This is a genomic window from Bradyrhizobium sp. USDA 4011 (genome assembly GCF_054063415.1).
In genome coordinates this window covers 376542-402277 of record NZ_JBSSGG010000001.1, presented here as the reverse complement: position 1 = coordinate 402277, position 25736 = coordinate 376542, and the positions used below count along the sequence as shown (strand labels likewise).

The following is a 25736-nucleotide window of genomic DNA, read 5'->3' as shown; positions in this document are numbered from 1 at the left end:
CCATATTGTCCGGCGGCTCTTGTATATTCGCGTGCGCAAGGCGGCTCGCTGGGCCAAGGCTTTGATGAAAAGGCTTTGATGAAAAGGCCTCGATGCAAAGGCCTCGATGCAAAGGCCTCGCTATGTGAGCCTCCGTTGTGTGAGGCTTCGCACTTTTGGACAGGCGCTTCTGACGATTGAAGCGCCGGAGGGTAGGAACGGAACGTCGATAATGCGCCTGCTCGTGCGGTTCTTGGGTTTCTTGTTCGCCGCCGGAACCGTCGTGTTCCTGGTCGGTGTCGCCGCCGTCGCTGGCGCCATCTGGCATTTCTCCAAGGATCTGCCCGACTACTCGCAGCTCCAGGACTACGAGCCGCCGGTGATGACCCGGGTGCACGCCGCCGACGGCGCGCTGCTCGGCGAATACTCCAAGGAGCGCCGGCTCTATCTGCCGATCCAGGCGGTGCCGAAACTCGTGATCAACGCGTTCCTCGCCGCCGAAGACAAGAACTTCTACGAGCACGGCGGCATCGACTATCAGGGCATGGCGCGCGCTGCGATCCTCTACGCGCAGAACTACGGCTCCAACCGCCGCCCGCAGGGTGCCTCGACCATCACCCAGCAGGTCGCCAAGAACTTCCTGCTGACGAACGAGGTCTCGTTCGCGCGCAAGATCAAGGAAGCCCTGCTGGCGATGCGCATCGAGCGCGCCTATTCGAAGGACCGCATCCTCGAGCTCTATTTGAACGAAATCTATCTCGGGCTAGGCGCCTACGGCATCGCGGCGGCGTCACTGGTCTACTTCGACAAGTCGGTCAACGAGTTGACGATAGCCGAAGCGTCCTATCTCGCCTCGCTGCCGAAGGCGCCGGCCGCGCTGCATCCGGTCCGCAACCGTGACCGCGCGATCGAGCGCCGCAACTATGTGATCGACCGCCTGCTGGAGAACGGCTGGATCAAGCAGGCCGACGCCGACAAGGCGCGCAAGGACCCGCTCAACGTCACCAGCCGCTCGAACGGCGCGCATATCTTCGCCGGCGAATATTTCGCCGAGGAAGTCCGCCGCGACATCTTCGAGCGCTACGGCGAAAAGAAGCTTTACGAGGGTGGCCTGTCGGTCCGCACCACGCTTGATCCCAAGATCCAGGTGATGGCGCGCAAGACCATGGTCGCCGGCCTCGTCAACTACGACGAGGCGCAGGGCTGGCGCGGCGCGCTGCAGAAGCTCGACGTGTCCGGCGACTGGGGCGTCAAGCTTGCCGACGTCAAATCGCTCTCCGACATCTCGCCGTGGCGGATGGCGGTCGTGCTCGAGACCAGCGATCAGTCGGCGCGGATCGGCTTCCAGCCCGGCCGCGAGCTCGGCGGCGCGGTCAGCAAGGAACGGCAGACCGGCATCATCACGATGGACGGCGTGCGCTGGGCCAAGACCAAGGGCAAGGCGCCGACCGCGGTCTCGCAGGTGCTGCAGCCCGGCGACGTGATCTATGCCGACCCGCTGGTGACCAAGGACGGTAGCGCCGTCGAAGGCCAGTATCGTCTGCGGCAATTGCCTGAGGTCTCGGGCGCCATGGTGGCGATGGATCCGTGGACCGGCCGCGTGCTCGCGATGGTCGGCGGATTCTCGTTCGACCAGAGCCAGTTTAACCGCGCGACGCAGGCCTACCGGCAGCCCGGATCGTCGTTCAAGCCGATCGTGTACTCGTCGGCGCTGGACAACGGCTATACGCCGTCGACCACCGTGATCGACGCGCCGATCGAGATCGATCAGGGGCAGGGCGCCGGTGTGTGGCGTCCGGAGAACTATTCGACCGGCAAATATTACGGCCCGACCACGCTGCGCAACGCGCTACAGCGCTCGCTCAACACGGTGACGGTGCGGCTCGCGCAGGACATCGGCATGCCGCTGGTCGGCGAGTATGCAAAACGCTTCGGCGTCTATGACGAATTGCCGAACTATCTGTCGTACGCGCTGGGTGCCGGTGAAACGACCGTCATGCGCATGGTCACCGCGTATTCGATGTTCGCCAATGGCGGCCGTCGCGTGAAGCCGACGTTGATCGATCGCATCCAGGACCGCTACGGCCATACCATCTTCAAGCACGACACCCGCGAATGCCGCGGCTGCGACGCGCCGGGCGGCTGGAAGAACCAGCCGGAGCCGCAGCTCGTCGACCGCCGCGAGCAGGTGCTCGATTCGATGACCGCCTACCAGATCACCGAGATGATGGAAGGCGTGGTCCAGCGCGGCACCGCGACCGTCGTGAAGGAGGTCGGCAAGCCGATCGCCGGCAAGACCGGCACCACCAACGACGAGAAGGACGTCTGGTTCGTCGGCTTCTCGCCGGACCTCGCGGTCGGCGTCTACATGGGCTACGACAAGCCGCGCAATCTCGGCCGTACCGCCACCGGCGGTCACGTGGCGGCGCCGATCGCGCGCGACTTCCTCAAGCTTGCGCTCGCCGACAAGCCGCCGACCCCGTTCAAGGTCCCGGCCGGCATCAAGCTGATCCGCGTCGACGCCAAGACCGGCATGCGGGCCGGCCCGGGCGATAGCGGCAACACCATTCTCGAAGCCTTCAAGCCGGGCACCGCGCCGCCGGACAATTACTCGGTGATCGGTGTCGCCGATGTCGATGGCCGCGGCCCGGCACCTGGTCCGCAGCCATCGCAGAGTGGCGGACAGCCGGATGGCGGCTTCTTCATGCGGCCGGGAACCGGGGGGCTGTATTAGAGCGTTTTCAAGCGAAGTGGATGCCGGTTCGTGTGAAGAAAACGCGTCAAAACAAAAACGTAGAGCCCCGTTCCGATCAAATCGGAACGGAAATGGCTCTAGCGGTTGGCCGATCCAAATCGCCGGGATAGCGCGGCCAAGCCGATTGCGCTTTGCCGCGCCGGTCGCTACATCCCCGGCAAGCTTTTTCACCAACACCTGAAAGACCATGCGCGCGGAAATCGAACGCCTTGTTGAAGAGATCAAGCAGTCAGTCGGGCTGCTGAGGAGGCATCTTTGACGTCGAACAATCGACGGCACGCCTCGCTGAGCTGAACAAGCTCGCTGAAGACCCCAATCTCTGGAACGACCCCCAGAAGGCCCAGCGGCTGATGCAGGAGCGCACCTCGCTGGAGGACGCGCTCTCTGGCATCGGCAAGGTCGAGCGCGAGCTCGAGGACAATATCGGCATGATCGAGCTCGGCGAGGCCGAGAACGATGCGGCCGTGGTCGCCGAGGCGGAGAAGGCGCTCAAGGACCTCAAGAAGGAGGTCGCGCGGCGCGAGCTGGAAGCGCTGCTCTCGGGCGAGGCCGACAAGTTCGATTCCTACCTCGAAGTCCATGCCGGCGCCGGCGGCACCGAGAGCCAGGACTGGGCTCAGATGCTGCTGCGCATGTACACGCGCTGGGCGGAGAAGCACGGCTTCAAGATCGAGTTCCTCGAGGAGTCCCAGGGTGAAGAGGCCGGCATCAAGTCCGCCACGATCCAGATATCCGGCCACAATGCCTATGGCTGGCTGAAGACCGAGGCCGGCGTGCATCGCCTGGTGCGCATCTCGCCGTTCGATTCCAACGCGCGGCGGCACACGTCGTTCTCGTCGGTGCAGATTTTCCCGGTGATCGACGACAGCATCAAGATCGAGATCAAGGAGTCCGATGTCCGCACCGACACCATGCGGTCGGGCGGCGCCGGCGGTCAGCACGTCAACAAGACCGAGTCGGCGGTGCGCCTGACGCACATCCCGACCGGCATCGCGGTGGTCTGCCAGGCCGGCCGCTCCCAGCACAAGAACCGGGCGCAGGCCTGGGACATGCTGCGCGCGCGGCTCTACGAGATGGAGCTGAAGAAGCGCGAGGAGCAGGCCGCTGCCGACCAGGCCGCCAAGACCGAGATCGGCTGGGGTCACCAGATCCGCTCCTATGTGCTGCAGCCCTACCAGATGGTGAAGGATTTGCGCACCGGTGTGCAGACCTCCGACACCTCGGGGGTGCTCGACGGCGATCTCGATGAGTTCATGGCGGCGACCTTGGCGCAGCGTGCCTTCGGCACCGGGCCCGGCACCGTCGAGGACGTGGATTAGCCCATGCCGCGCGTCGCTTTCATCGGATTGGGACGCATGGGCCACGGCATGGCCGGCCGTTACCTCGATGCCGGCTTCACCGTCGCGGTGTGGAACCGGAGCAAGGCCAAGGCCGACGATTTGATCGCCCGCGGCGCGCTGTGGGCGACCTCGCCGGAGGACGCCGCGATCGACGCCGATGCGGTCGTGACCATGGTCGCCGACGACGAGGCATCGCGCGCCGTCTGGCTGACCCGGGACGGCGCCGCGGCCACCATGAAGGCCGGCACGCTCGCGATCGAATGTTCCACGGTCTCGTATCAGCACACGCTCGATATGGCGCGCGAACTGCACAGCCGCGGCCTCATCTATATCGATTGTCCGGTCACCGGGCTCCCCGAAGCAGCGGCCGCGGGCAAGCTGACGTTGCTGGTGGGCGCTGATGCCGCTGATCTCGAGAAGGCACGGCCGTTCCTGGCGCCGATCGGCAGCACGATCCGTCATTTCGGCGCGGTCGGCACCGGCACCGTGTTCAAGCTGATCAATAATCTGATCGGTGCGGTGCAGATCGCAAGCCTCGCCGAAGGCGTCGCGATCGCCGAGCAGGCCGGCCTCGACATGAAATTGGTGGCCGAGGCGTTGGCGACCGGTGCGATCGCGAGCCCGCAGGTGATCCGCCATAGCAAGCGGATGATCGACCGCGACTTCTCCGGTGCGTCGTTCACGGCGGCGCTGCGCCACAAGGATGCCGACTACGCCGTGCGGCTTGCCGAGACATTGCTGCCGGGTGTGCCGGTGAGCCGCGCCGCGCTCACCGTCTACGACAAGGCCAAGGCCCATGCGCCCGATGCCGACGAAGGCCAGATGATCGAAATCGTGTCGCGGCCGAAATAGGCAGAGCCGCCATTCACGGAAATCGGGTGGCCGTCGCCTCCGCGCCCAGCTAGGCATCTTCGCTAGCGCAGATGAGTGCCCGCCATGCCTTCCGCCGACAACAGGATCGATCGCCGCGACTGGGGGCTGCTCGGCTTTCTGTCGGTGCTGTGGGGCGGCTCGTTCTTCTTCAACGGCGTGATCCTGCGCGAATTGCCGCCGCTGACCCTGGTGCTGCTGCGCGTCGTGCTCGGCGCGCTCATCCTGTTGCCGCTGCTGCGGGCCCGGAAGATCGAATTCCCGCGTGGCCTTGCCGGCTGGGCGCCGTTCGCCGCGATGGGGCTGTTCAACAACGCGCTGCCGTTCTCGCTGATCGTGTTCGGGCAGACCTATGTTCCGAGCGGGCTGGCCTCGATCCTCAATGCGACGACGCCGCTGTTTGCGGTGGTCGTGATGGCGGTGGCCGGCGAGGAGCGGCTGCAGGCGCGCCGCGTGGCCGGCGTGGTGGTCGGGCTGATCGGGGTCGCGATCCTGCATGGTGATGCGCTCGGCTTCGAGAGCAGGCAGGGCATCGGCATCCTGCTGTGCCTCGCCGGCGCCTTCAGCTACGGCATCGCGGCGCTGGTCGGGCGACGGCTGCCGCAGCGCGTGCCGCCGCTGGGCACGGCGACGTTCCAGATGCTGGCCTCCAGCGTGATGATGGCGGTCGTCGCCGGTGTGGCCGAACGACCCTGGCTGCTGCCGATGCCGCATCCGACCACGTGGCTCGCCGTGCTCGGGCTCGCGGCGCTGTCGACGGCGCTGGCCTACATCGTGTTCTTTCAGATCCTGCAGCGATCCGGCGCGACCAATGTGATGCTGGTGACGCTGCTGCTTCCGGTCACCGCGATGCTGCTCGGATATCTCGTGCTCGGCGAGCCGGTCGCGCCGCGCGAGGTGATCGGCGCGCTGGTGATCGCGAGCGCGCTGCTCCTGATCGACGGGCGCGTCTTGACTTGGTTCAGCCGCGCGCCTGTTTCCACGCCGCATACCAGCCGGTGAAGCGACCGCTGTCGCGCTCGCCGCCGTGCCAGGCGGCATAGGCGGTGCCGTCGTCGGCGACGAGCACCACGGCATCGAGCCCCCTGGAGCGGCGCAGCGTGTCCATCGCCTGCGCCGGCGTCTGCGCGATCGGGCCCGCGACGTTGAACGACGTGTTGACCGACATCTCGACGCCGATATGGCGGCCGAGCGCCTTCAGGTAAGCGTAGGTGAGGGGATCGTCGGCCTCGCGCACGATCTGGATGCGGCCGGTGCCGTCGGCATGCACCACGGCGGGAATCTTCGCGCGCGCCTCCGGCTTCGAATGCGCCGTGAGCACCATGTAGTTGTAGGCGTTGTAGTCGTCGTCGGACGCGCCGTCTTCCAGCTCGAAATAGTCGCGCGCGGCTTGCAGGGTCGCCATCGGCGCCAGCGGGCGGATCGCCTCGCGGTACTTGACGCGCTCGTTGAGCCGCTCGCGCACCTCGGGATCGCAGGGGTTGGCGAGGATCGAGCGATGGCCGAGCGCACGCGGCCCGGTCTCGGCCGCGCCCTGATAGATCGCGATCACGCCGCCTTGCGCCACCATGCTGGCCATCAGATCGGCGACCGCATCGCGTCCTTCTGATGTCGCGACATTGCCGATCTCGGTCGAGGCGATATCGTCGGCGCGCAGCGCCGCGGTGATGTCGGCGTTCGAGGGCGGCAGGCCGCAATAGAATGCGTGCGACAGCGGCGCACCGCGCGGTGCGCCCGCCATATGCGCGAACAGCCAGGCCGCGCCGATCGGCACGCCGGGATCGCCGGGCACCGGCGGCACCCACATATGCAGGCGTGTCTTGCGCTGCTGCACGCGTTCGAACCAGGCCTCGTCAAAGTGCTCGAGCAGCCGCATGTTGCCGAGCGCGTTCAGCGCCACGCCGCCGGTCAACACCAGGCGGTCGGTGCCGGTGATGCGCAGCAGATGATCGATGACGTGGATCATCGCGTCCTCGAACACCAATTGCGTGGCGGCGGCCTTGTCGACGCGGTCCTTGGTGTCGGCGCGGTGATTGATGTCCTCGACGCGCAGCACGGCGTCGGGATTCCAGAGCTGGTCGGGCCGCAGCGGCGGGCCGAGAATATCGATCAGCGGTTGATGATAGGGATTATCGGCGGGGTCGGCGTACCAATTGGCCATCGCGCGATTGAGCTGCACGCTGCCATTGCGCCCGAGTTGCAGCACCGCCTTCAGGCGTTGATAGTATGGATTGGTGGCGCGGTTCATGTCGCCCCAGGCGGCGGCGCCCATGTAGCGGCCCTCGCTGGAGAGCCAGGTCCAGCCGCCCTGGCTTGACGAGATCACGGTGTAGAAGGCGCCGAGCGAGTCGAACAGGCTCTCGTTGCAATGGAGCCGCTTCATCTCGCCGTTGTCGGCGACATAGAGCGAAATCGAGCCGACGTCGCCGGTTCCGTCGAGCACCGCAATCGCGACACGCTCGCGCACATCGGCGAACGGCGATGCGGTGAACGAGTACCAGGCGTGATTGTCATGATGCGGCATGCAGATCAGCGGCAGCTGTTCGCCAAGCCCGTACATCGTGCCGAGCCTGCGCGCGATGCGCCGCACCTGGTCCATCTGGCGCAGGTTGATCGCCGGCGCGATCGGCGCGCGGAGCAATTTGATGCTGGCCGGCGCTTCCTCGAGCGAGGTGCGGATCAGCATCGCCATCAGCGCCGGATAATCCCAGGTGGTGACGAAGGCCGCGATGTCGCCGACGTCGCGGCCCATCCGCTGCAACACCTTGCGCATGTCGTCGAGCGCGTGTTGCGGAAACTCGTTGGTGTGTTTGTTGCCGGAAAAGCGCTCTTCCTCGTTGTTGACGATCAGGCGCGGTCCGTCCTTCTGTGTGACCTCGACCAGCGCGACGCCGGTGTTGTGCGTGCCGGGGCAGGCGAGGCCGGCGATGTACACGGTCTCGCCGCGCTGTAGTTTTTCGCGAATCGAAGCGATCGTGCGCTGCGCGAACTCGCCATTGGCCTTGTGCAGGCCACGCTTCGCCAATGCACGTTCACTGAGGCGGCGCGTGATCTCATAGCCCGCGGCCGCAATACGCGGATGCCGCGGACCGGTACGAATGTCCGGTTTGCGCAATCAGAACGCCTCGACTCGTGATCCCCACGTCGACTTCAATCATAAATAGCGCCAGGCAACAATGCCGTTTCGCCCAACGGAAAAACCCAGCGCTTGCCAGCACATGCGTCTCTTGCGAGACTTGCCGTCAAAACCAACGACAAAAATCGGGGAGAAAACGATGCCGGCTCGTTCTGGATATATTGGCGCGATCGTGGCCTTCGCAAGTGCCGCATTGATCGCGACCTCGGCCACAGCGCAGAAGAAATACGATCCCGGCGCAAGTGATGGCGAAATCAAGATCGGCAACATCATGCCGTATAGCGGCCCGGCGTCGTCCTACGGCGTGATCGGCAAGACCGAGGCCGCGTTCTTCAAGATGATCAACGAGCAGGGCGGCATCAACGGCCGCAAGATCACCTTCATCAGCTACGACGATGCCTATTCGCCGCCGAAAGCGATCGAGCAGGCGCGCAAGCTGGTCGAGAGCGACGAGGTGCTGCTGATCTTCCAGGCACTCGGCACGCCGTCGAATTCGGCAATCATGAAATACATGAACGCCAAGAAGGTGCCGCAATTGTTCGTTGCGTCCGGCGGCACGAAATTCGGAGATCCCAAGAACTTCCCCTGGACGATGGGCTTTCAGCCCAACTACCAGAGCGAGGGACGCATCTATGCGAAATACATTCGCGACAAATACCCCGACAGCAAGATCGCGGTGTTCTGGCAGAATGACGACGCCGGCAAGGATCAGTTCAAGGGCCTGAAGGACGGGCTCGGCGACAGGGCGGGCATGATCATCGCCGACAAGTCCTACGAGGTCTCCGATCCCTCGATCGATTCGCAGATCGTCGCGCTGCACGATTCCGGCGCCGACATCTTCTTCTCCTGGGCGGCGCCGAAGGGATCGGCGCAGGCGATCCGCAAAGTGGGCGAGCTCGGCTGGAGGCCGAAGTTCTTCCTCGCCAACACCGCGACAACGGTCGCCTCGGTGCTGAAGCCGGCGGGGCTCGAATATGCCAAGGGCATCATCTCGACCCAATACCTGAAGGATCCGACCGACCCAACCTGGGACAAGGACCCCGCGGTCGTGAAGTGGCGCGGCTTTATGGACAAATACTATCCTGAGGGGGACAAGGCCAATTTCAACAACGTCTATGGCTATGTGCAGTCGGAGGCCATGGTGCAGGTGCTGAAGCAATGCGGCGACAATCTCACGCGCGAGAACGTCATGAAGCAGGCCGCCAATTTGAAGAACTTTCACTCCGACCTGCTGCTGCCGGGCATCATGGTCAACACCTCGGCGGACGACTACTACCCGATCGAGCAGATGCAATTGATGCGGTTCAACGGCGAGGCTTGGGAGCTGTTCGGCGACGTCATCACGGGTGAGGTCGGACACGACGCGACGCGGTAGGCGGTTACGGAGGCGCTGCTTGCGCCGCAATACCACTGTCGTCCTTGCGGAAGCAGGGACCCATACGCCGCGGCGGATGTTGTTGAAGGACTCGTCGTTGCAGCATCGTGCAACAATCAGCGTTCGTGGTTATAGGTCCCTGCCTTGGCAAGGACGACGCTGAATTTGGTTGCGCTGCATGTGAGCACACTTCCCCATTCTCGCGGCATAATCTGTCCGGGTTTTGTATTTCGTTCCGCCCTCTCATTGAACAGAGGGCGGATGGAAAGTCGGGTGCCGATCGCACCCATGGTCCGGGCGGCTTCGGCTCGCCCAGCGGACCATTCGGCCCCGAGGGGGCGGCCCGCCCGTTTGCTCAATCTGGCTTTTGGTCCGGCAGGGAAAGGGCGGCCTGAAGGTCACGGATTATGATGCCTAGTTGGCCTGAGGCGAGGAGCCCCGGCCCTAAGGGACCCGAACGGTCTTCGCCTACACGTGGAAGCGCTCGCAGTGCAGTCCGCACCTCCGCTTTCATGTGCATGAGCTGCCAGCGAACCTCGTCATCGGCGGCTCCTGGCCGATCGGGAGACGCTAAGCTGGCGGCCTTAACTGCATATGCTGCGGCGCCCAAGGCGTGTGCACCCATGTGGCAAACGGCTGCGGCTTGACCGGCAGCTCTGGCGGCGGCAGCGGCTGCGGGAGACTTCACCTCTTTAGCAGCGCCGCCGCCCATAAACCGTTGGCGAATTTCCACGGCGGTATCCAACTCCCCGCGGGAGTACGCTCGGGTCCGGGCGATAGCAGCGCGAGGGCGACCGTCAGTCGGCCTTTCAGCTTCAAAAATCCGCAGAACTCGTTCAGCACAGTCGGCCGCCCATGCAGCGACAAGTCGCCGGTCGGATTCGCTCAGCGCCTGCGAAGATTTCACCATCTCAGACTCTAAGGATGAAACTCAACCATTCCGTCAAATATGACCGCTTTGCGGTCGACGTGACCCAAAAGCCGACAGTCTCCCCAATCTCGTTCGTTCCCGATTTATGAGTTCACGGCCTAGCACTACTTTGGCAGAATGTCGGTTTTGCCTTGCTTTATAGGATTCCCGAATCAATTTTTCAATGATTCATGGGTGGTCGGCTCTTGGAGGGCTGACCATGGCGGGATGGGAAGACGAACTCGAACGTTGGCTGATGCCGTTCTTGGACCGGCTGGGTCATAAGACTCGGCAGCGGATGTGTCCTCTGTATGTTGCGGGACTAATCGGTCCTGGCGATCGCAAGAGCGTTCAGCCGATGGCGGAGCGCCTTGCCTCGGGCAACTACGATCAGCTGCACCATTTCATTGCGGACGGTGTCTGGGACGCGACGCCGCTGGAGACGGAGTTGCTCAACCAGGCGGACCGACTTGTCGGCGGCAGGGACGCGGTGCTGGTTATTGATGACACCTCACTGCCGAAGAAGGGCGAACGCTCGGTTGGTGTTGCGCCTCAATACGCATCGGCTCTCGGCAAAACGGCAAATTGCCAAACGCTGGTGTCTTTGACGCTTGCGCGCGGCGAAGTGCCAGTGATGGTCGCGTTACGTCTCTTTCTGCCTGACAGTTGGACAAGCGACGTATCTCGTTTGAAGCGCGCTCGCGTGCCAGTCGAACACCGAACGCCACGGTCCAAGCCGGAAATTGCGTTGGCCGAGATTGACCGCGCGATGGCAGCCAACGTGCGCTTCGGATGTGTGCTGGCGGATGCAGGATACGGACTTAGCGCACCATTTCGACAAGGGCTAACAGAGCGCGGGCTGGCCTGGGCTGTCGGCATCCCTCGGCACCTGAAGGTGTATCCGGTCGACGTGAAGCTCATTTGGCCGATTACCAAAGTCCGCGGGAAACCACGAAAGCACCACGTGCCCGATATCTTATCGATTGCGGCAGAACAAATGTTGGCCAGCGCCAAATGGAAAGCCGTGAGTTGGCGCAGCGGGACGAAAGGTCGGCTGAAAGCCCGATTTGCTGCTCTCCGTGTCCGCACCGCCGACGGCCCTCCGCAGCGGATATGGGATAAGGGTCAGCAGCATCTCCCGGGCGACGAAGCTTGGCTCATTGGCGAGCAACGTGCCTCGGGGGAAAAGAAATACTATCTCGCCAATCTCCCTGCGACGACGGATCTGCGCACACTGGCCGCCACCATTAAGGCAAGATGGATTTGTGAGCAGGCGCATCAGCAGTTGAAGGAGGAGCTCGGACTTGATCACTTCGAAGGGCGATCCTGGCAGGGTCTTCATCGCCATGCCCTGATGACAATGATTGCTTACGCCTTCCTGCAACATCGTCGCCTCGCATACGCGGGGCGGAAAAAAAAGAATCAACGGGCCTCCGCCTCAGCCAACCATGCCCGCCGTACGTCACGCCATCGTTGATCTCATCCTTCGACCCCCGCCTCAGCAGTGCCCATATTGCCGAAAGAAAATCCGTGAAAAACAGTGGCGCAAACACATTCTGCCAAAGTAGTGCTAGCCCGCGCTGAGCCGGACGCCGGCGCGGAGGAATTTCTGCGGATCGACCGCTTCGCCGTCGATGCGGGTCTCATAGTGCAGATGCGGACCGGTGGAGCGGCCGGTCGAACCGACGGCGCCGATCACCTGGCCGATCTTGACGTATTCACCGACCTTGACACCGATCTCGGAGAGATGGCCGTAGCGGGTCGACAGCCCATTGCCGTGATCGACCTCGACCATGCGGCCGTAGCCGCCGGCCCAGCCCGCAGACACCACCTTGCCGTTGGCGGTGACGCGCACCGGATCGCCCTGCGCGGCGCGGAAGTCGAGCCCGGTGTGCATCGCCGGACGGCCGAGGAAGGGATCGGTGCGAACGCCGAGGCCGCTGGTGAATTCGACCTCGCCGACGACGGGCTTGCGATAAGGCACCAGCGCCAGCGTCTGGTTCAGGCGCTGCATCTGCGCGCGGTTGATGTTGATGCGATAGAGCTGGCGCTCGAACGCGCCGGCGTCGGGCGCGAGCTTCACCGGCACATAGGGGCCGCCCATGCCGGAGCGCGGCGTCGCGGCTTCGAGCTGCGCCATGTTGAGGCCGAGATCGGAGATCACGCCGCGCATCCGGCGCACCCGCGACTCGATGCTGTCCTCGACCGAGGAGAGTGCTGCGACCTGGCGCCGCTCGACCTGGTCGAGCGAGGTTTGCAGACGGACCAGGACGTTGTCGACGCCCTGGGCCTTGGCGAACTGGTTCGGCTGCGCCTTGGCGATCAGGGGCGCGCGCGATTCCAGCCGCGCCTCGCGATCCGGCGGCGCCACGAAGATCACGGTGTCGCTGATCGGGGAGGGCTTTGGCGTGCCGGATGACGGCGCGGCGTCGGCGCGGCCCTGCGGCCTGATCGATCCGGTGGTCGCAACATCAGGCATCGCGCCGAGCGCGGTGGCGCGCGATTCCAGCGCCGACTGCCGCTTCATGATCTGGTCGAGCTTCTGATCGAACTGTTCCTGATCGAGCAGCTGGCGGCTGGTGGTGCGGTCAACCTTGGCGCGCAGCTCCGAGATGCGGTCCTCATAGGCGTATTGCATCTCGGCCTGGCGCGCGATCAGCCGGGTCAGGACGTCGTCACGGAACGCGAAATACGTCGCGGTCGCCGCCGACCACATGCCCAGCAGGACCACGGTGCCGACCGCGATCCAGAATACCACCGGTCCGAACCGGACCTGCTTGCCGGCATGGACCAGCGTATAACCCTCGCCGGAGGCGGCCGCCGTCGGTGCGGCATGCTGGGCCACCGGACGGCGCGCCGGCGACCGGCCATGGTCTTGCGGATGATGGTGTTTCTGGTGATGACCGGACCGGCTCGACATCGGTACTCCCGCGGCCGGTCGGACCAAGCTCCGTACGGCTAATTTGCGGGGCCGATTTGAGCCCGTCATGGTTAATTTTCAGGAAACGGAACCCTCCGGTCAGAGCGATCGGGCGGTCTCCAATACCGCCTCGGCGTGGCCGTCGACCTTCACGTGACGCCAGATCCGCGCGACTTTTCCACTGGAATCGACCAGAACCGTGGTGCGAATAATTCCCATGAAGGTCCTGCCATACATGGATTTTTCGCCCCAGGCGCCATACGCCTCCAGCATCTGATGGGCCGGGTCCGAGACCAGCGGCACGGACAGCTGGTGTTTGTCTCGAAATGACTCCTGCGCCTTAACCGTATCGGCGGAAATGCCGACCACCTCGGCACCTGCAGCCACGAACTCATTCTTGAGCCGCGTGAAGTCGATCGCCTCCCTGGTGCAGCCGGGGGTGTCGGCGCGGGGATAGAAGAACAGCACCAGCTTCTTGCCGGCAAAATCCTTCAGTGAAACGCTGCCTCCGCCGTCGCGCGGCAGGTCAAACGCCGGTGCCGCTGCGCCCTCAGCGAGTGTGACGGCGGACGACTTGGTCACGGTTGCGGCCGGCGCAGGCTTTAACGGTTTCGATGCGGCCTTGTGCGAGGCTTTGCCTTGAACACCCGCTGCGGTCTTTGTCGTGGTCTTGGCCTTTGCCTTTGTTGCTTTCTTGGCCGCGGCCTTCTTCGCAACCGTTGTGCGGGTTTTCGTCGCGGACTTCCCAGTGCTTGCGCTTGCGGCGCGCGCAACCTTTGTTGCGACCCACTTTCCGGTTGTGTTGGAGGATTTCTTGCGCGTTTTCTTGGACATACGCCTTCCTTTCGTCGCTTTCCGAAGCTCAACCATTGGGGTATTGCGGGTCTTATTCGCATCGGCCGGATTCGCATCGGCCGCTGGGCAAGTTTGATGGCCACGGAGTATGGTGACAAGGAATTCGACGCTTTACCCGTCCGCTTGCTGAATTGGCTTTCGATTGGTTGGTTTGGTCCGTTCCGGGGCCGTCGGCGAGTAACATGATTAGGCGAGGATAGGCGGCGATGCCGGCAAGGGAGCGCTCGATAACAGTCGACGGGCGCCCCGATGGCGGCGATCAGCTTCGCCGTCAGCACCGAGAGGCAATGGCAAGGAACACGTCGCCGCAGGGTCCAAATCCGCGCGCCGGGACCGACTTCTCGCAATGGGAAGACGACGCCGCGTGGGACGAGCAGGATGAGGCGGCGGGCAACCGTGCGCGGCAATTGCTGGCGCGTTCCAACCCCAACCTGCATCGTTTCACCGATTTCTGCTCCGGCATGCAGCGCTGGCTGCACGGCGAGCGCTGGATCCGTCGCATCGGGCTGGTGCTCGTGGTGCTGGTCGTGATGTTCGCGACCTGCTTCGGCGCATTGTGGTGGCGGCTCGGCGCCGGTCCGATCAATCTCGATATGGCGACGCCATGGCTTGCCGCGGCGATCGAGGAAAATATCGGTCACGGCAACACGGTCGAGGTCGGCGGAACGCAGATCGAGCGCGCCGGCCGCATCAGGATCGCGGTGCGTATCCGTGACATCATCGTCCGCGACCGCGACCACGCGATCGTTGCCAGCGCGCCGAAAGCCGAAGTGCGCTTGTCGGGAACGGCATTGCTGATGGGCCAGTTGCGGGCGGAGAGCCTCAATCTGGTCGATGCGGAACTGTCGGTGCGCATCACGCCCGACGGCAATGTCACTGTATCCGCCGGCGACACCGCAAAACCGCTCGCCACCGGCGTTGCGTCCAAGCGGGAGGCGGGGCTGCCGCCGACGTTCCCGCGGCCGGCGACCGCTGCGCCGCCGCCTCCGGTTGCCTTGCCTCCGGTTGTCTCCGGGCCCTCGGCGTCTGCACCCGATGCGGCCCAGAGCGGGCTGCTCGCCGGCCTCGACTGGCTCGACAGCCTCAGCTTGACCGGCCTCGACGGCCAGAACCTCAACGAGATCGGCCTGAAGAACGGCAATCTCGTCGTCGACGACCAGCAGCGCGGCAACAAATGGAGCTTTGAGAATATCAGCCTGAGCCTGCGCCGCCCGAGCGGCGGCGGGGTTGCGCTCAGCTTCGGCGAGGACGGCGCCAAGCCCTGGTCGGTGCGTGTCCTGGTTGGACCGCAGCAGAACGGCGTCCGCTCGGTCGACATCAAGGCCGACAAGGTTCCCACGCGGAACATCCTGCTCGCGATGCGGACCAAGGATCTCACCTACACCGCCGACCTGCCGCTGTCGGGCGAGATGAAGGGCGAACTCGGCCGCGACGGCCTGCCGACCTATTTCCGCGGCAAGATCAATGTCGGTGCCGGTAACATCATCGACACCGATACGCCCGACTACCCGATGCCGGTCGATTCGGCCGAGATGAGCGTCGAGTGGGATTCGGGGCGCCGCGTGCTGCTGGCGCCGATCAAGATCGTCTCGGGCGCCAACCGCATCACGCTGCTCGGCCATCTCGAGCCGCCGAACGACAACGTCACCGACTGGCAGGCGGGCCTGTCCGGCGGCACCATCGTGCTGGCCGGCGCCGACAAGGATGAACCGCCGCTGATCTTCAATCGCATCAACATCGGTTTCCGGTTCGACACCGAGAAGAAGCGGGTGCTGCTGACTCAGGCCGACATCTCCAATGGCGAGATCGGCGTCGCTGGCACCGGCAGCATCGACTATTCCGGCGAGCCGCGGCTGCAGCTCGGCTTCGCCGGCACGCCGATGTCGGCCTCCGCCTTGAAACGGATGTGGCCGATCATCATCGTGCCCGAGGTGCGCGAATGGGTGCTCGAGCGGATCGACCGCGGCACGCTCCAGCGCATCGACGTCGGCGTCAATTCGCCCGTACATAATCTGTCGCGCAAGGGACCGCCGATCCCGGATGACGGCCTCTCGGTCAACATCGTCGCGTCGGGTGTCACGGTGCGTCCGGTGGACAAGATGCCTGCGGTGCATGATGCGGATCTGAAGGCGAGGGTCACCGGCCGCACGGCGACCGTGACCATCAACCAGGGCATCGCCGACACGCCGGCCGGCCGCAAGATCACGCTGTCGGATTTCACCTTCGAGGTGCCCGACATGGCGCCGAAGCCGTCGCCGTCGAAGGTCAAGTTCCGGGTCGACTGTCCGGTGCCGGCCGCCGCCGAGATCCTCGCATCCGACCGGCTCAGCGATCTCTCGGGTCCGCCGATCGATCCCAACGCCAGCAAGGGCAACGTCACGGCCACGATCAATCTCGGCATGCCGGTGACGGGCGGGCTGACCAAGGCCGACACGCAATATTCCGTCACCGCCGACATCTCCGGCGTTGCCGTTGACAAGCTGGTGATGAACCAGAAGCTCGAGGCCAACACGCTGAAGGTGATTGCGAGCAACGCCGGCTTCCAGGTCAAGGGCGACGTCAAGATCAACGGGCAGGCGGCCTCGCTCGACTACCGCAAGCCGGCCGACGGTGATGCCGACGTCAAGCTGCAGGCAACGCTGGATGACGCGAGCCGCGCGCGCCTGGGGCTTGATCTCGGCCCCGCAGTGTCGGGCGCGATCCCGATCAAGTTGAGCGGCAAGATCGGCAGCGGCGACAATCCCACCACCAAGATGGGCGTCGAGGCCGACCTGACCCAGCTCAAGCTCGACAACATCCTGCCCGGATGGGTCAAGGCGCAGGGCAGGGCCGGCAAGGCGACTTTCAACGTGGTGCCGAAGGGGCAGTCGACGCGGTTCGAGGATATCTCGATCGAAGGCAGCGGCGTCTCGATCAAGGGCGCGCTCGAGGTCGACCAGAACGGCGACCTCATGAATGCGAACTTCCCGACCTATGCGCCGTCGGACGGCGACAAGACATCGCTGCGGGCCGATCGCGGTCCCGACGGCGTGATCAAGGTGACGATGCGCGGCGACGTGTTCGATGGTCGCGGCTTCCTGAAATCGGCGATCTCCGGCCGCGACAGCGATCCCAAGAGCAAGACCAAGACCACCGATTTCGATGTCGATCTGAAGCTCGGCGCGGTGGCCGGGTTCAACGGTGAAGCGCTGCGTGGCGTCGACGCCAAGATCTCGCGCCGCAACGGGTTCTTCAAGGCGTTCACGCTGAGCGGCAGGGTCGGCCGCGATACTCCCGTCAGCGTCGATATGCGCGGACGCCAGCAGGGCCGCGAGGTGATCTACCTGCAGACCGGCGACGCCGGCGCGTTCCTGCGCTTCATCGACACCTATTCGAAGGTGGTCGGCGGCCAGCTCACGCTGGCGATGGAGCCGCCGATCCCCGAGCCGAGCCCGAGGGAAGGCCTCATCAACATCACTGGCTTCTCGGTGAAGGGCGAAACCCAGCTCGACCGCGCCGTCGCCGGCGGGCCGGTCAGCACCCAGAACGGCATCGGGTTCGACGCGCTGCGCGCCGAGTTCACGCGCCAGAGCGGCCAGCTTTCGATCCGCAACGGCGTGGTCAAGGGACCGAGCATCGGCGCGACGATCGAAGGCAGCATCGACTATGTCGGCAACCAGGTGCGGATGAACGGCACCTTCATTCCGATGTACGGGTTGAACAACATGTTCGGCCAGATCCCGTTCTTCGGGATTTTCCTCGGCGCCGGCAGCAATGAAGGCCTGATCGGCGTGACCTATGAAGTGGTCGGCACGCCGAGCCAGCCGGTGCTGCGCGTGAACCCGATCTCGGCACTGGCGCCCGGCCTGACGCGAAAGATCTTCGAGTTCAAGCAGTACGGCCCGAACGACCTACCGACGACGAACAATTAGGACTCGACGTTCGGTAAGCTGCCGGGCCTCCTCTCGTCCGCCGCCTACTAATATGCGCTTGACCATGGTCGACAGGCTGTTGCTTTAGCGCCAGCGCCCCGGCCCTGAAGGGCCGGGATTTGCACCGGTGCTAGTAGCAGGGTGGATAGGGATAGTAACCGCAGCGATAGGCGCGCGATGCGCCATAGGCAGCGGCTCCGACTGCAGCAGCTCCGACGCCGACGGCAACCCCCCGGCGTACTGCTGCACCACGGTAAACGCCACCGCGGTAAACGCCACCGCGGTAAGCACCACCGTGGTAGACGCCACCGCGGTGGACGCCAGCGCGACCAACTCCGCCGCGATATGCGGACGCCTCAGTTGAAATGGTCGCAATGCATCCGATGCCAATAATGATGGATGCTGCGACCGAGATAATACTTCGACGTGACATTATTGATCTCCTTCAGTTTACCATGAGAGCGTCTGGCGCCCGTTTGAGGCAAAAGGAGCCCCCCCAATGACTTTGTGCGACGGGTTGCCGTGCTCAACGAGGCCTGGACAGGTTGATAGGGCCCCGCCGGAACGGCTCCGCCTGGGCCGTTCATTAAATGTTAGGCCTCTGTTTTTGGAGCATATTGATTCAGAACAAGCGCTCCCACTAATGAGCACCATTCACGCATCGAGTCTGATCAGCCGTCTCGGTCAATGTTCCCGCGCGAGGACGATCGGGAGCGAGCTTCCGGTAAGAGAAAGCCGTCAGCCTTGGGGAAGCTGACGGCTCCAGGGTGGGGATGCGTAGGGGGGTCTACGCGCTATCTGTTTAGACCCTTGGCGGCAGCTTCTTTTGACGGAGATCAAACTCGTAACCAATGAAAGATTTTGGTGAAGCTGTTTGCCAAACGTCCGCCTCGGGCACAAAAGCAGCCATGGTGCGTTTGGGCGGCAATGTAAGCACTGGGCAGTCGCTACGACTCTGGCGGCTTCAAAGTCCAAACGCTTGTTCTCGCGTGCCCATGTGGCGTCCAGCGCTCCCGCGAGATCGATAGGTGCTATTTCGGCTTGGAATGCTCCTGAATTGACTTCAGATAGCTGACGACCTCCTCAGCATCCTCCTTGTTGAAGCGGAAGGTCGGCATGGAGGGATGAATGCTGCTATAGCCGTCCTGCAGTCGTTGCAAGAAATCGCTGTCGTAGAGTTTGGTTTCACTAAAGCTGCGAAAGGGGGGCGCCAGCCTGTTCGGGCTCGCGCCGGTCCTGCCAATGGCATGACAGCCGGCGCATAGCTTTTGCAAAATGTCTTTGCCCCTCCGTTGCTCCTCAGCTCGCGCGTGGGCGAAGGCGTTCCACAAGAGACCTATTGTCAGTATCAGCAAGAAACGCTTCATCGCAGTCTTTCCCCCGTTTTGTCGCATCATCCTGTCATCCCGGAATCGCGAGGTTCTCAGCGAGGCTCCCGCTGCGGCCGCGAGAGAAGATCTGGGCATATTTTGCCAGACGCGCCGAGTCACTCCGGAGAATTCCCTAAGCTCTTTTCTCTCATTCTTCTTGAGAAGAGCTGCCGGCCTCTGCTTTTCCTCAAGCCAATTCACGCTCAATTACGCGGCGCTCTTCTGCGTCCTTCTCCGGTCTCGATCAATTTTTGAAATGCTCGATATTGGCCCTTGCGATCCAGTCAGCCATCCAATCTTTCGACCGCGAACAACGCAAGCCCCTACTGGGGGCGATGCCCCTTTGGGTGACGGCAAGCAGTCCCGTTGCAGGTATCGAGCCAGGGTCCCGGCCTCAAATCAGGCCGAGCACGACATTGACGAGCGCGAAGGCGATCAGCGGATTGTAGCTACGGGTCCGCCGACCCAGCAGTGGACATGCGGTCGATTGTCGCACGCCCGTAACAGTCCGCCCGCAGATTGCGCGCGCCGGCCGCCGATATGGCGGGCGGCTACGCTGCACTCACTTTCTGAAAAATCTTACATTGGGAGAAAAGCAATGATCGCCAAAGGATTGCGCCCGCCTGTGGGGCTTCCGCTGTCTCGGCCGGTTTTTGCATTGACGCTGCTCGCCTCAACGGCGCTGGCCAGCAGTCTTGCGCACGCCGACGGCGATGACGTTCATTTCCGGCCGGGTCATCTGCTGCTGAGCCGTGCGGTGTTCGTCAACAACGCCGTCACCATCACGCCCGGCGTGACCCAGTTGCCACCGAACTGCGTGTCGCCCAATTGCGTGACCGCCACGGCGGACGGCACCTATCCGACGGTGTTCAACAACGACGGTGTCGACGGCTCGTTCGGCCTGACTGCGAAGATCTTGCTCGACGAACTGCGTCTCGACGGCAGACATGTGCAGTCGCTCGAGGTGCCGAACAGTGCCCAGCGCGGTGTGTCCCAAAGCAAGGACCAGATGGTCACCAGCTTCTCGTCAAAATCCGAACTGGCGCTCAATCTCTCGCTCGATCATCGCAGCGTGACCTTCATGGGTTATCTCGCTCCGATCGGCGCCATCGACGTGTCGAACTCCAACACTCCTGACGTCATCGATCCGACCAATCCGGTGCCCGGCACCTATTATCGCCTGGTCGCTGAAGTCGACGAGAACGGTCGCTTCCACTTCACCAAGGTAAACGGCTATAGCGGCAACAACGGCCGCGCTGCGATCTTCAACGATCGGCATGGTGCCGGTGTGTTCTACACCGCCGGCAATGCGGGCAATGGCGGCAACCCGCAGCCCGCGGGCGTCATCACGGGCGCAGGCATGCAGATCGCGCGAGAGGCCGACGCGCCGCTCGCCCGGCAGGCTGATCCGGGTGGCCCTTTTCCGCTCGGCAGCTTCAACATCACCGAACTCGGCCAGAAGGCCGACAAGATCGGCAAGGACACCAATTTCCGCGGCCTCACCGTGTTCAACAACGTGATCTACACGACCAAGGGCAGCGGCGGGAACGGAATCAACACCGTCTACTTCATCGACACCACCGGCAACGCCGCCAACGGCAGTCCGAAGGCGTGCCCGAACGGCGTCGGCCTGCCGGCTCCGTCTGCGTCGCTGCCGACGACGCAGATCTTCTACGATGGCTCGAAGTTGGCGGGGCAGGGCGTCACGCCCTACAACATGTGCGTGCTGAGCGGTTTCCCGACTGCGCTCAAGAGCACAACCTCGTTCCCGTTCGGCATCTGGTTCGCCGACGCGAACACGCTCTACGTCGCCGACGAAGGCAACGGCACCACGACGTTCGACCCGACATCGGACAGCTATACCGCTGCCAAGGCGCAGACATCAGCCGGATTGCAGAAGTGGGTGTTCGACAGCACCGCCGGGGCGTGGAAGCAGGTCTACACCTTGCAGGCGGGACTTGACCTCGGTGTGCCCTACACGGTGCAGGGCTATCCGACCGGCAACAACGCCGCGACCGGCAAGCCGTGGTCGCCGGCCACCGACGGCCTGCGCAACATCACCGGCCGCGTCAATCGCGACGGCAGCGTGTCGATCTGGGCGATCACCTCCACGGTGAGCGGCAGCGGCGACCAGGGTGCCGATCCGAACAAGCTCGTGATGATCACCGACAAGCTGTCCGCGGCCACGCCGCCGGCCGGCGAACGCTTTGTCACGCTGCGTACCGCGAACGCCGGCGAGGCGCTGCGTGGCGTGTCGTTCACACCGGGCACCAGCGATGACCGGGAGGAGGCCCATGACCGCGGCTCCTGCGGCCGTGACCACCGCGGCGACGATTGTCGCGACACCGATTGAACGACAGACGTCGCAGCCTTTCGGCCTCTCCCTATCTGCCCGTGGGGAGAGGCTGTTGACTGGCATCTACGGTCCAAGGGGCCGTCGACCTAGCGCCGCAGCGCCGGCACCACCAGGAATGGGATCAGGCCGAGCACCACGTTGACCAGCGCGAAGGCGATCAGCGGATTGTAGCTGTGGGTCCAGTCATGGATCAGGCCGCCGCCCCAGGAACCGAGCGCCGAGCCGAGGCCGCTGCCGATCATGATCGTCCCGTAGATCGTGCCGACGCGCTCGCCACGGAAGATTTTCAGCGCGGTCGCGGTGATCAGCGGGCCGCGCGAGCCGATCATGCTGCCGAAGGAGATGATGAAGCCGGTCAGCAGCCAGTAGTTCGGATACCACTGCAACAGCCAGAGCAGGATGATGCCGACGATCGACACGCCGTAGCTGAACAGCACGCTGGGACGGCGGCCGATGATGCCGTCGAGCGTGGACACGCCGAGCATGCCGACGAACAGCGCGACGCCGGAGAAGCCCCAGGCGGTGGCGGCCTGCAGCGGCGGGAAGCCGACATCGATCAGGTAGGCGACAATCTGCGCCGTCAGCGCATACATCGCAATCGCGGTGAAGAAGAAGGTCGAGAACAGCGCCCAGAAGGCGTGGTGGCGCATTGCGCTGAGCAGGGTCCAACCTTCATCGATCAGGCCCGTCTCGGCTTTCTTGACGATATGCGGCGATCCGCCGGCGAGCAGCCGCCACGGCAGAAGCACGAGCGGAACAAGCAGGCAGAGCGCGCCAACGCCGAACACCTGATACGCCTCGCGCCAGCCGATCCGATCGATCAGCACCTGCGACAGCGGCAGCAGCATCAAGAGGCCGGCGCCGGTCGCCGAATACATCACGGCCATGGCGGTCGGCAGCCGCGGTCCGAACCAGCGGCCGAGCAGGATCGAGTTCGAGACGTTGCCGATCAGCGCGGTGCCGAAGCCGACGCAGAGACCGACGCTGAGCTGGAATTGCCAGAGCAGCTCGGCGCGGGAGGCGATCAGGAATGCGCAGCCGAGCAGCGAGAGGCCCAGCGCATAGACCACCCGCGGGCCCGAGCGGTCGAACAGGCGCCCGACCAACGGCGCGGTGAGGCCGCTGGCGAGCCAGGTCAGCGAGTAGACCGACACGACCGAGGCACGGTCCCAGCCGAAGCTCTCCGAGATCGGCTTAAGGAACACCGTGAAGCTGTCGCTGAGACCGCGCCCGAGCACCGACAGCACGAAGCAGAGCGCGAGCACGTTCAGCGCGACGCGCGACTGCTGCGTCGGCGTTGCAAGCGTGTCGTTCGGAGGCGTGGTCTGATCCATCGGAAAGATGGGAGCGCGCTTTCCGCACTCCCTACAACCGACAAATGCGAATGCGCCTATGCAGGCTTCAGCAGGACGTGGCGCTTCTTGCCGAGCGACAGCTTGACGACGCCTTCCGGCGTCAGATTGGCCGGCGTCAGCAGCATCTTTTCATCGGTGACGGCGACGTCGTTGACGCGCAGGCCGCCGCCCTTGATCTGCCGGCGCGCTTCGCCGTTGGACGCGACGAGCTCGGCCTTGACGAAGGTGGCGAGCACGCCGACGCCGGCTTCAAATTCGCCGCGCGGAATTTCCACCGTCGGCAGGGTTTCGGCCAGCGCACCTTCCTCGAAGGTACGGCGCGCGGTCTCGGCGGCTTCATTGGCCGCGTCGCGGCCGTGCAGCAGGGCGGTGGCCTCGGTCGCCAACACCTTCTTGGCTTCGTTGATCTCGCTGCCACCGAGCGCCGCGAGCTTGCCGATCTCGCTCATCGGCAGGATCGTGAACAGCTTGAGGAATTTGACGACGTCGGCGTCCTCGACGTTGCGCCAGTACTGCCAGAAATCGTACGGCGAGAACTGGTCGGCGTTGAGCCACACCGCGCCCTTGGCGGTCTTGCCCATCTTGTCGCCGGAGGCGGTGGTCAGCAACGGCGTGGTCAGCGCGAACAGTTGCGGCGAGCCCATGCGGCGGCCGAGATCGACGCCGTTGACGATGTTGCCCCACTGGTCGGAGCCGCCCATCTGCAGCCGGCAGCCAGCGCGGCGCGACAGCTCGACGAAGTCGTAGGCTTGGCAGACCATGTAGTTGAATTCGATGAAGCTCATCTCCTGCTCGCGCTCGAGCCGGAGCCGCACCGAATCCATCGTCAGCATGCGGTTGACCGAGAAGTGCCGGCCGATGTCGCGCAGCATCTCGATCCAGTTCAATTTGGTCAGCCACTCGGCGTTGTCGAGCATGATGGCGTCGGAAGGCCCACTGCCATAGCGCAGCACCTTGGCAAACACGCCGCGGATGCTCGCCTTGTTGGATTCAATCTCCGCGACGGTGCGCATCGCGCGCGTCTCGTCCTTGCCGGAGGGGTCGCCGACCATCGTGGTGCCGCCGCCCATCAATGTTATCGGCCTGTTGCCGCTCTGTTGCAGCCAGTACAGCATCATCATGGTGAGGAAGTTGCCGATGTGCAGCGATGGCGCGGTGCAGTCATAGCCGACATAAGCGGTCGCCTCGCCCTTCGCGGCAAGCGCGTCGAGGCCCTCGAAATCGGAGCACTGGTGGACGAAGCCGCGTTCCTGTAGAGTGTTCAGGAAATCCGATTTAAATGCAGTCATTTGTCGGCGAGCCAGATCATTCTTGTTTTACGGTTTTTGCATCTATTTGCGGAACCTTGACGCTTGAGGCTGCCGCAGGCGGACGCGCAGTGGCATTATAGGATGTACTTGTTTGAGACAAGCCGGGGGTTCCCGGCTGGGGCGCTTCCACAATGATGTTAACGGCACTCGGTCTGATGAGCGGTACCTCGCTCGACGGGGTCGACGTGGCATTGATCGAGACCGACGGCCGCCAGATCAAGGCCTTCGGACCTACGGGCTATCGACCCTATACCGACAGCGAGCGCAGCCTGCTGCGCCAGGCGCTGACCGAGGCCGTCCATCTGACACAGCGCGACGCCCGGCCGGGGATCCTGCGGCAGGCCGAGCAGGCCGTCACGTCGGCTCATGCCGAGGCGGTCGCCAGCTTCACGGCGCAGAACCGGATCTCCGCCCAGGACATCGACATCGTCGGGTTCCATGGCCAGACCGTGCTGCATCGCCCCGAGCGGAAGCTGACGGTCCAGATCGGCGATGCCCTGGCGCTCGCCAAAGCGATCCACATTCCGGTGATGCATGATTTCCGCGCCGCCGACGTCGAGGCCGGCGGGCAGGGCGCGCCGCTCGTGCCGGTCTACCACCGTGCGCTGGCGCAATCGCTGAACCGCGAGGGGCCGACCGTCGTGGTCAATATCGGCGGCGTCTCCAACATCACCTATATCGACGGCACCGACACGCTGATCGCCTGCGACACCGGGCCCGGCAACGCGCTACTCGACGACTTCATGTTCCGTCAGATGCATCAGCCGTTCGACACCGCCGGCAAGTTCGCCGCGCTGGGTAAACCAGACGAGGCATGGATCGCACAGGCCTTGAGGCTGCCATTCTTCGCGCTGCCGCCGCCGAAATCGCTCGACCGCAACGACTTTGCCGGCCTGAAGCTCGGCGCCGTGGCGCCGGCCGATGGCGCCGCGACGTTGACCGCGTTCACGGCGGCCGCGATCGCCCGCGTGGTGCCGCTGCTGCCGAGGCGCCCGAAGAGCTGGATCGTCTGCGGCGGCGGCGCCTCCAACCTCACCATGCTGCGGATGCTGCGCGAGCGCCTGGCGCTGGCAACCGTCGAGCCCGCCGAGGCGCTTGGCTGGGCGGCGGACGCGATCGAGGCTCAGGCCTTCGGCTTCCTTGCCGCGCGCGGCATGAAGGGCCTGCCGCTGAGCTACCCCGCCACCACGGGGGTGCCGATCCCGATGACCGGGGGCATCATCGCGCGACCGTGATTTAGATGCAAATGCATCTACCTTGACAGTTCCATGCCGCTGCATTTAATTCGATGCAG

General features: G+C 64.2%; 16 protein-coding genes. 9 read left to right on the top strand and 7 right to left on the bottom strand.

The annotated features are described in order from the left end of the window. The first annotated feature begins 211 nt into the window (after nucleotides 1-211). The 4 genes from ACVW1C_RS02065 to ACVW1C_RS02050 all read left to right on the top strand — a co-directional run bounded on the left by ACVW1C_RS02065 (nucleotide 212) and on the right by ACVW1C_RS02050 (nucleotide 5946). A complete protein-coding gene (locus ACVW1C_RS02065) occupies nucleotides 212-2713 on the top strand; it encodes a penicillin-binding protein 1A (RefSeq protein WP_456756955.1) in 2502 nt (833 codons plus the stop codon). Between the two features lie 208 nt (nucleotides 2714-2921). Next, nucleotides 2922-4053, top strand: a protein-coding gene (gene prfB / locus ACVW1C_RS02060) for a peptide chain release factor 2 (protein WP_456756954.1) whose coding sequence is annotated in 2 segments (ribosomal slippage) — nucleotides 2922-2990 and nucleotides 2992-4053 — 1131 coding nt in all. Because the reading frame shifts where the segments join, the coding sequence is not laid out codon by codon here. 3 nt (nucleotides 4054-4056) lie between these two features. Further along, on the top strand, nucleotides 4057-4926 hold the full coding sequence (locus ACVW1C_RS02055; protein ID WP_456756953.1) for an NAD(P)-dependent oxidoreductase: 870 nt from the start codon (nucleotides 4057-4059) through the stop codon (nucleotides 4924-4926). 84 nt (nucleotides 4927-5010) lie between these two features. Further along, nucleotides 5011-5946: a DMT family transporter gene (locus ACVW1C_RS02050; protein ID WP_456756952.1), complete on the top strand. Its 936-nt coding sequence runs from the start codon at nucleotides 5011-5013 to the stop codon at nucleotides 5944-5946. Here ACVW1C_RS02050 and ACVW1C_RS02045 read toward each other — a convergent pair. After that, a complete protein-coding gene (locus tag ACVW1C_RS02045) occupies nucleotides 5906-8059 on the bottom strand; it encodes a carbamoyltransferase C-terminal domain-containing protein (protein WP_456756951.1) in 2154 nt (717 codons plus the stop codon). The two genes, ACVW1C_RS02050 and ACVW1C_RS02045, sit on opposite strands and share 41 nt — an antisense overlap. A gap of 160 nt (nucleotides 8060-8219) precedes the next feature. Here ACVW1C_RS02045 and ACVW1C_RS02040 point away from each other — a divergent pair, with 160 nt between their 5' ends. Then, entirely contained in the window at nucleotides 8220-9455 is a 1236-nt protein-coding gene (locus tag ACVW1C_RS02040) for an ABC transporter substrate-binding protein (protein WP_456756950.1), read from the top strand. A gap of 355 nt (nucleotides 9456-9810) precedes the next feature. On the opposite strand, the gene ACVW1C_RS02035 is transcribed toward ACVW1C_RS02040, so the two are convergent. Then, a complete protein-coding gene (locus ACVW1C_RS02035; protein ID WP_456756949.1) occupies nucleotides 9811-10365 on the bottom strand; it encodes a putative immunity protein in 555 nt (184 codons plus the stop codon). Nucleotides 10366-10549: 184 nt separating this feature from the next. On the opposite strand from ACVW1C_RS02035, the gene ACVW1C_RS02030 reads away from it, so the two are divergent. Beyond that, the gene (locus ACVW1C_RS02030) at nucleotides 10550-11842 is read left to right on the top strand and encodes an IS701 family transposase (protein ID WP_456756671.1); all 1293 of its coding nucleotides are present in this window, start codon (nucleotides 10550-10552) and stop codon (nucleotides 11840-11842) included. 93 nt (nucleotides 11843-11935) lie between these two features. Here the strand turns inward: ACVW1C_RS02030 and ACVW1C_RS02025 are convergent, their stop codons facing one another. Beyond that, nucleotides 11936-13285 carry a peptidoglycan DD-metalloendopeptidase family protein gene (locus ACVW1C_RS02025; RefSeq protein ID WP_456756948.1) on the bottom strand — a complete coding sequence of 450 codons (1350 nt, stop codon included), beginning with the start codon at nucleotides 13283-13285 and terminating at the stop codon, nucleotides 11936-11938. 99 nt (nucleotides 13286-13384) lie between these two features. Further along, on the bottom strand, nucleotides 13385-14119 hold the full coding sequence (locus tag ACVW1C_RS02020; RefSeq protein WP_456756947.1) for a peroxiredoxin: 735 nt from the start codon (nucleotides 14117-14119) through the stop codon (nucleotides 13385-13387). A 227-nt stretch (nucleotides 14120-14346) separates the two neighbouring features. On the opposite strand from ACVW1C_RS02020, the gene ACVW1C_RS02015 reads away from it, so the two are divergent. Beyond that, nucleotides 14347-18051, top strand: a complete 3705-nt coding sequence (locus tag ACVW1C_RS02015) for a YhdP family protein (protein WP_456756946.1) — start codon at nucleotides 14347-14349, stop codon at nucleotides 18049-18051. A 1031-nt stretch (nucleotides 18052-19082) separates the two neighbouring features. Here the strand turns inward: ACVW1C_RS02015 and ACVW1C_RS02010 are convergent. Continuing rightward, nucleotides 19083-19418, bottom strand: coding sequence for a c-type cytochrome (locus tag ACVW1C_RS02010; protein WP_456756945.1), 336 nt, complete (start codon nucleotides 19416-19418; stop codon nucleotides 19083-19085). A gap of 601 nt (nucleotides 19419-20019) precedes the next feature. Here ACVW1C_RS02010 and ACVW1C_RS02005 point away from each other — a divergent pair. Then, entirely contained in the window at nucleotides 20020-21774 is a 1755-nt protein-coding gene (locus ACVW1C_RS02005) for a hypothetical protein (protein WP_456756944.1), read from the top strand. Between the two features lie 89 nt (nucleotides 21775-21863). Here ACVW1C_RS02005 and ACVW1C_RS02000 read toward each other — a convergent pair whose 3' ends face one another. After that, the gene (locus ACVW1C_RS02000; protein ID WP_456756943.1) at nucleotides 21864-23111 is read right to left on the bottom strand and encodes an MFS transporter; all 1248 of its coding nucleotides are present in this window, start codon (nucleotides 23109-23111) and stop codon (nucleotides 21864-21866) included. A gap of 56 nt (nucleotides 23112-23167) precedes the next feature. Further along, entirely contained in the window at nucleotides 23168-24421 is a 1254-nt protein-coding gene (tyrS, locus tag ACVW1C_RS01995; protein ID WP_456756942.1) for a tyrosine--tRNA ligase, read from the bottom strand. A 152-nt stretch (nucleotides 24422-24573) separates the two neighbouring features. Between tyrS and ACVW1C_RS01990 the strand changes: the two genes are divergently transcribed. Then, entirely contained in the window at nucleotides 24574-25677 is a 1104-nt protein-coding gene (locus ACVW1C_RS01990; RefSeq protein WP_456756941.1) for an anhydro-N-acetylmuramic acid kinase, read from the top strand. Nucleotides 25678-25736: the final 59 nt, after the last annotated feature.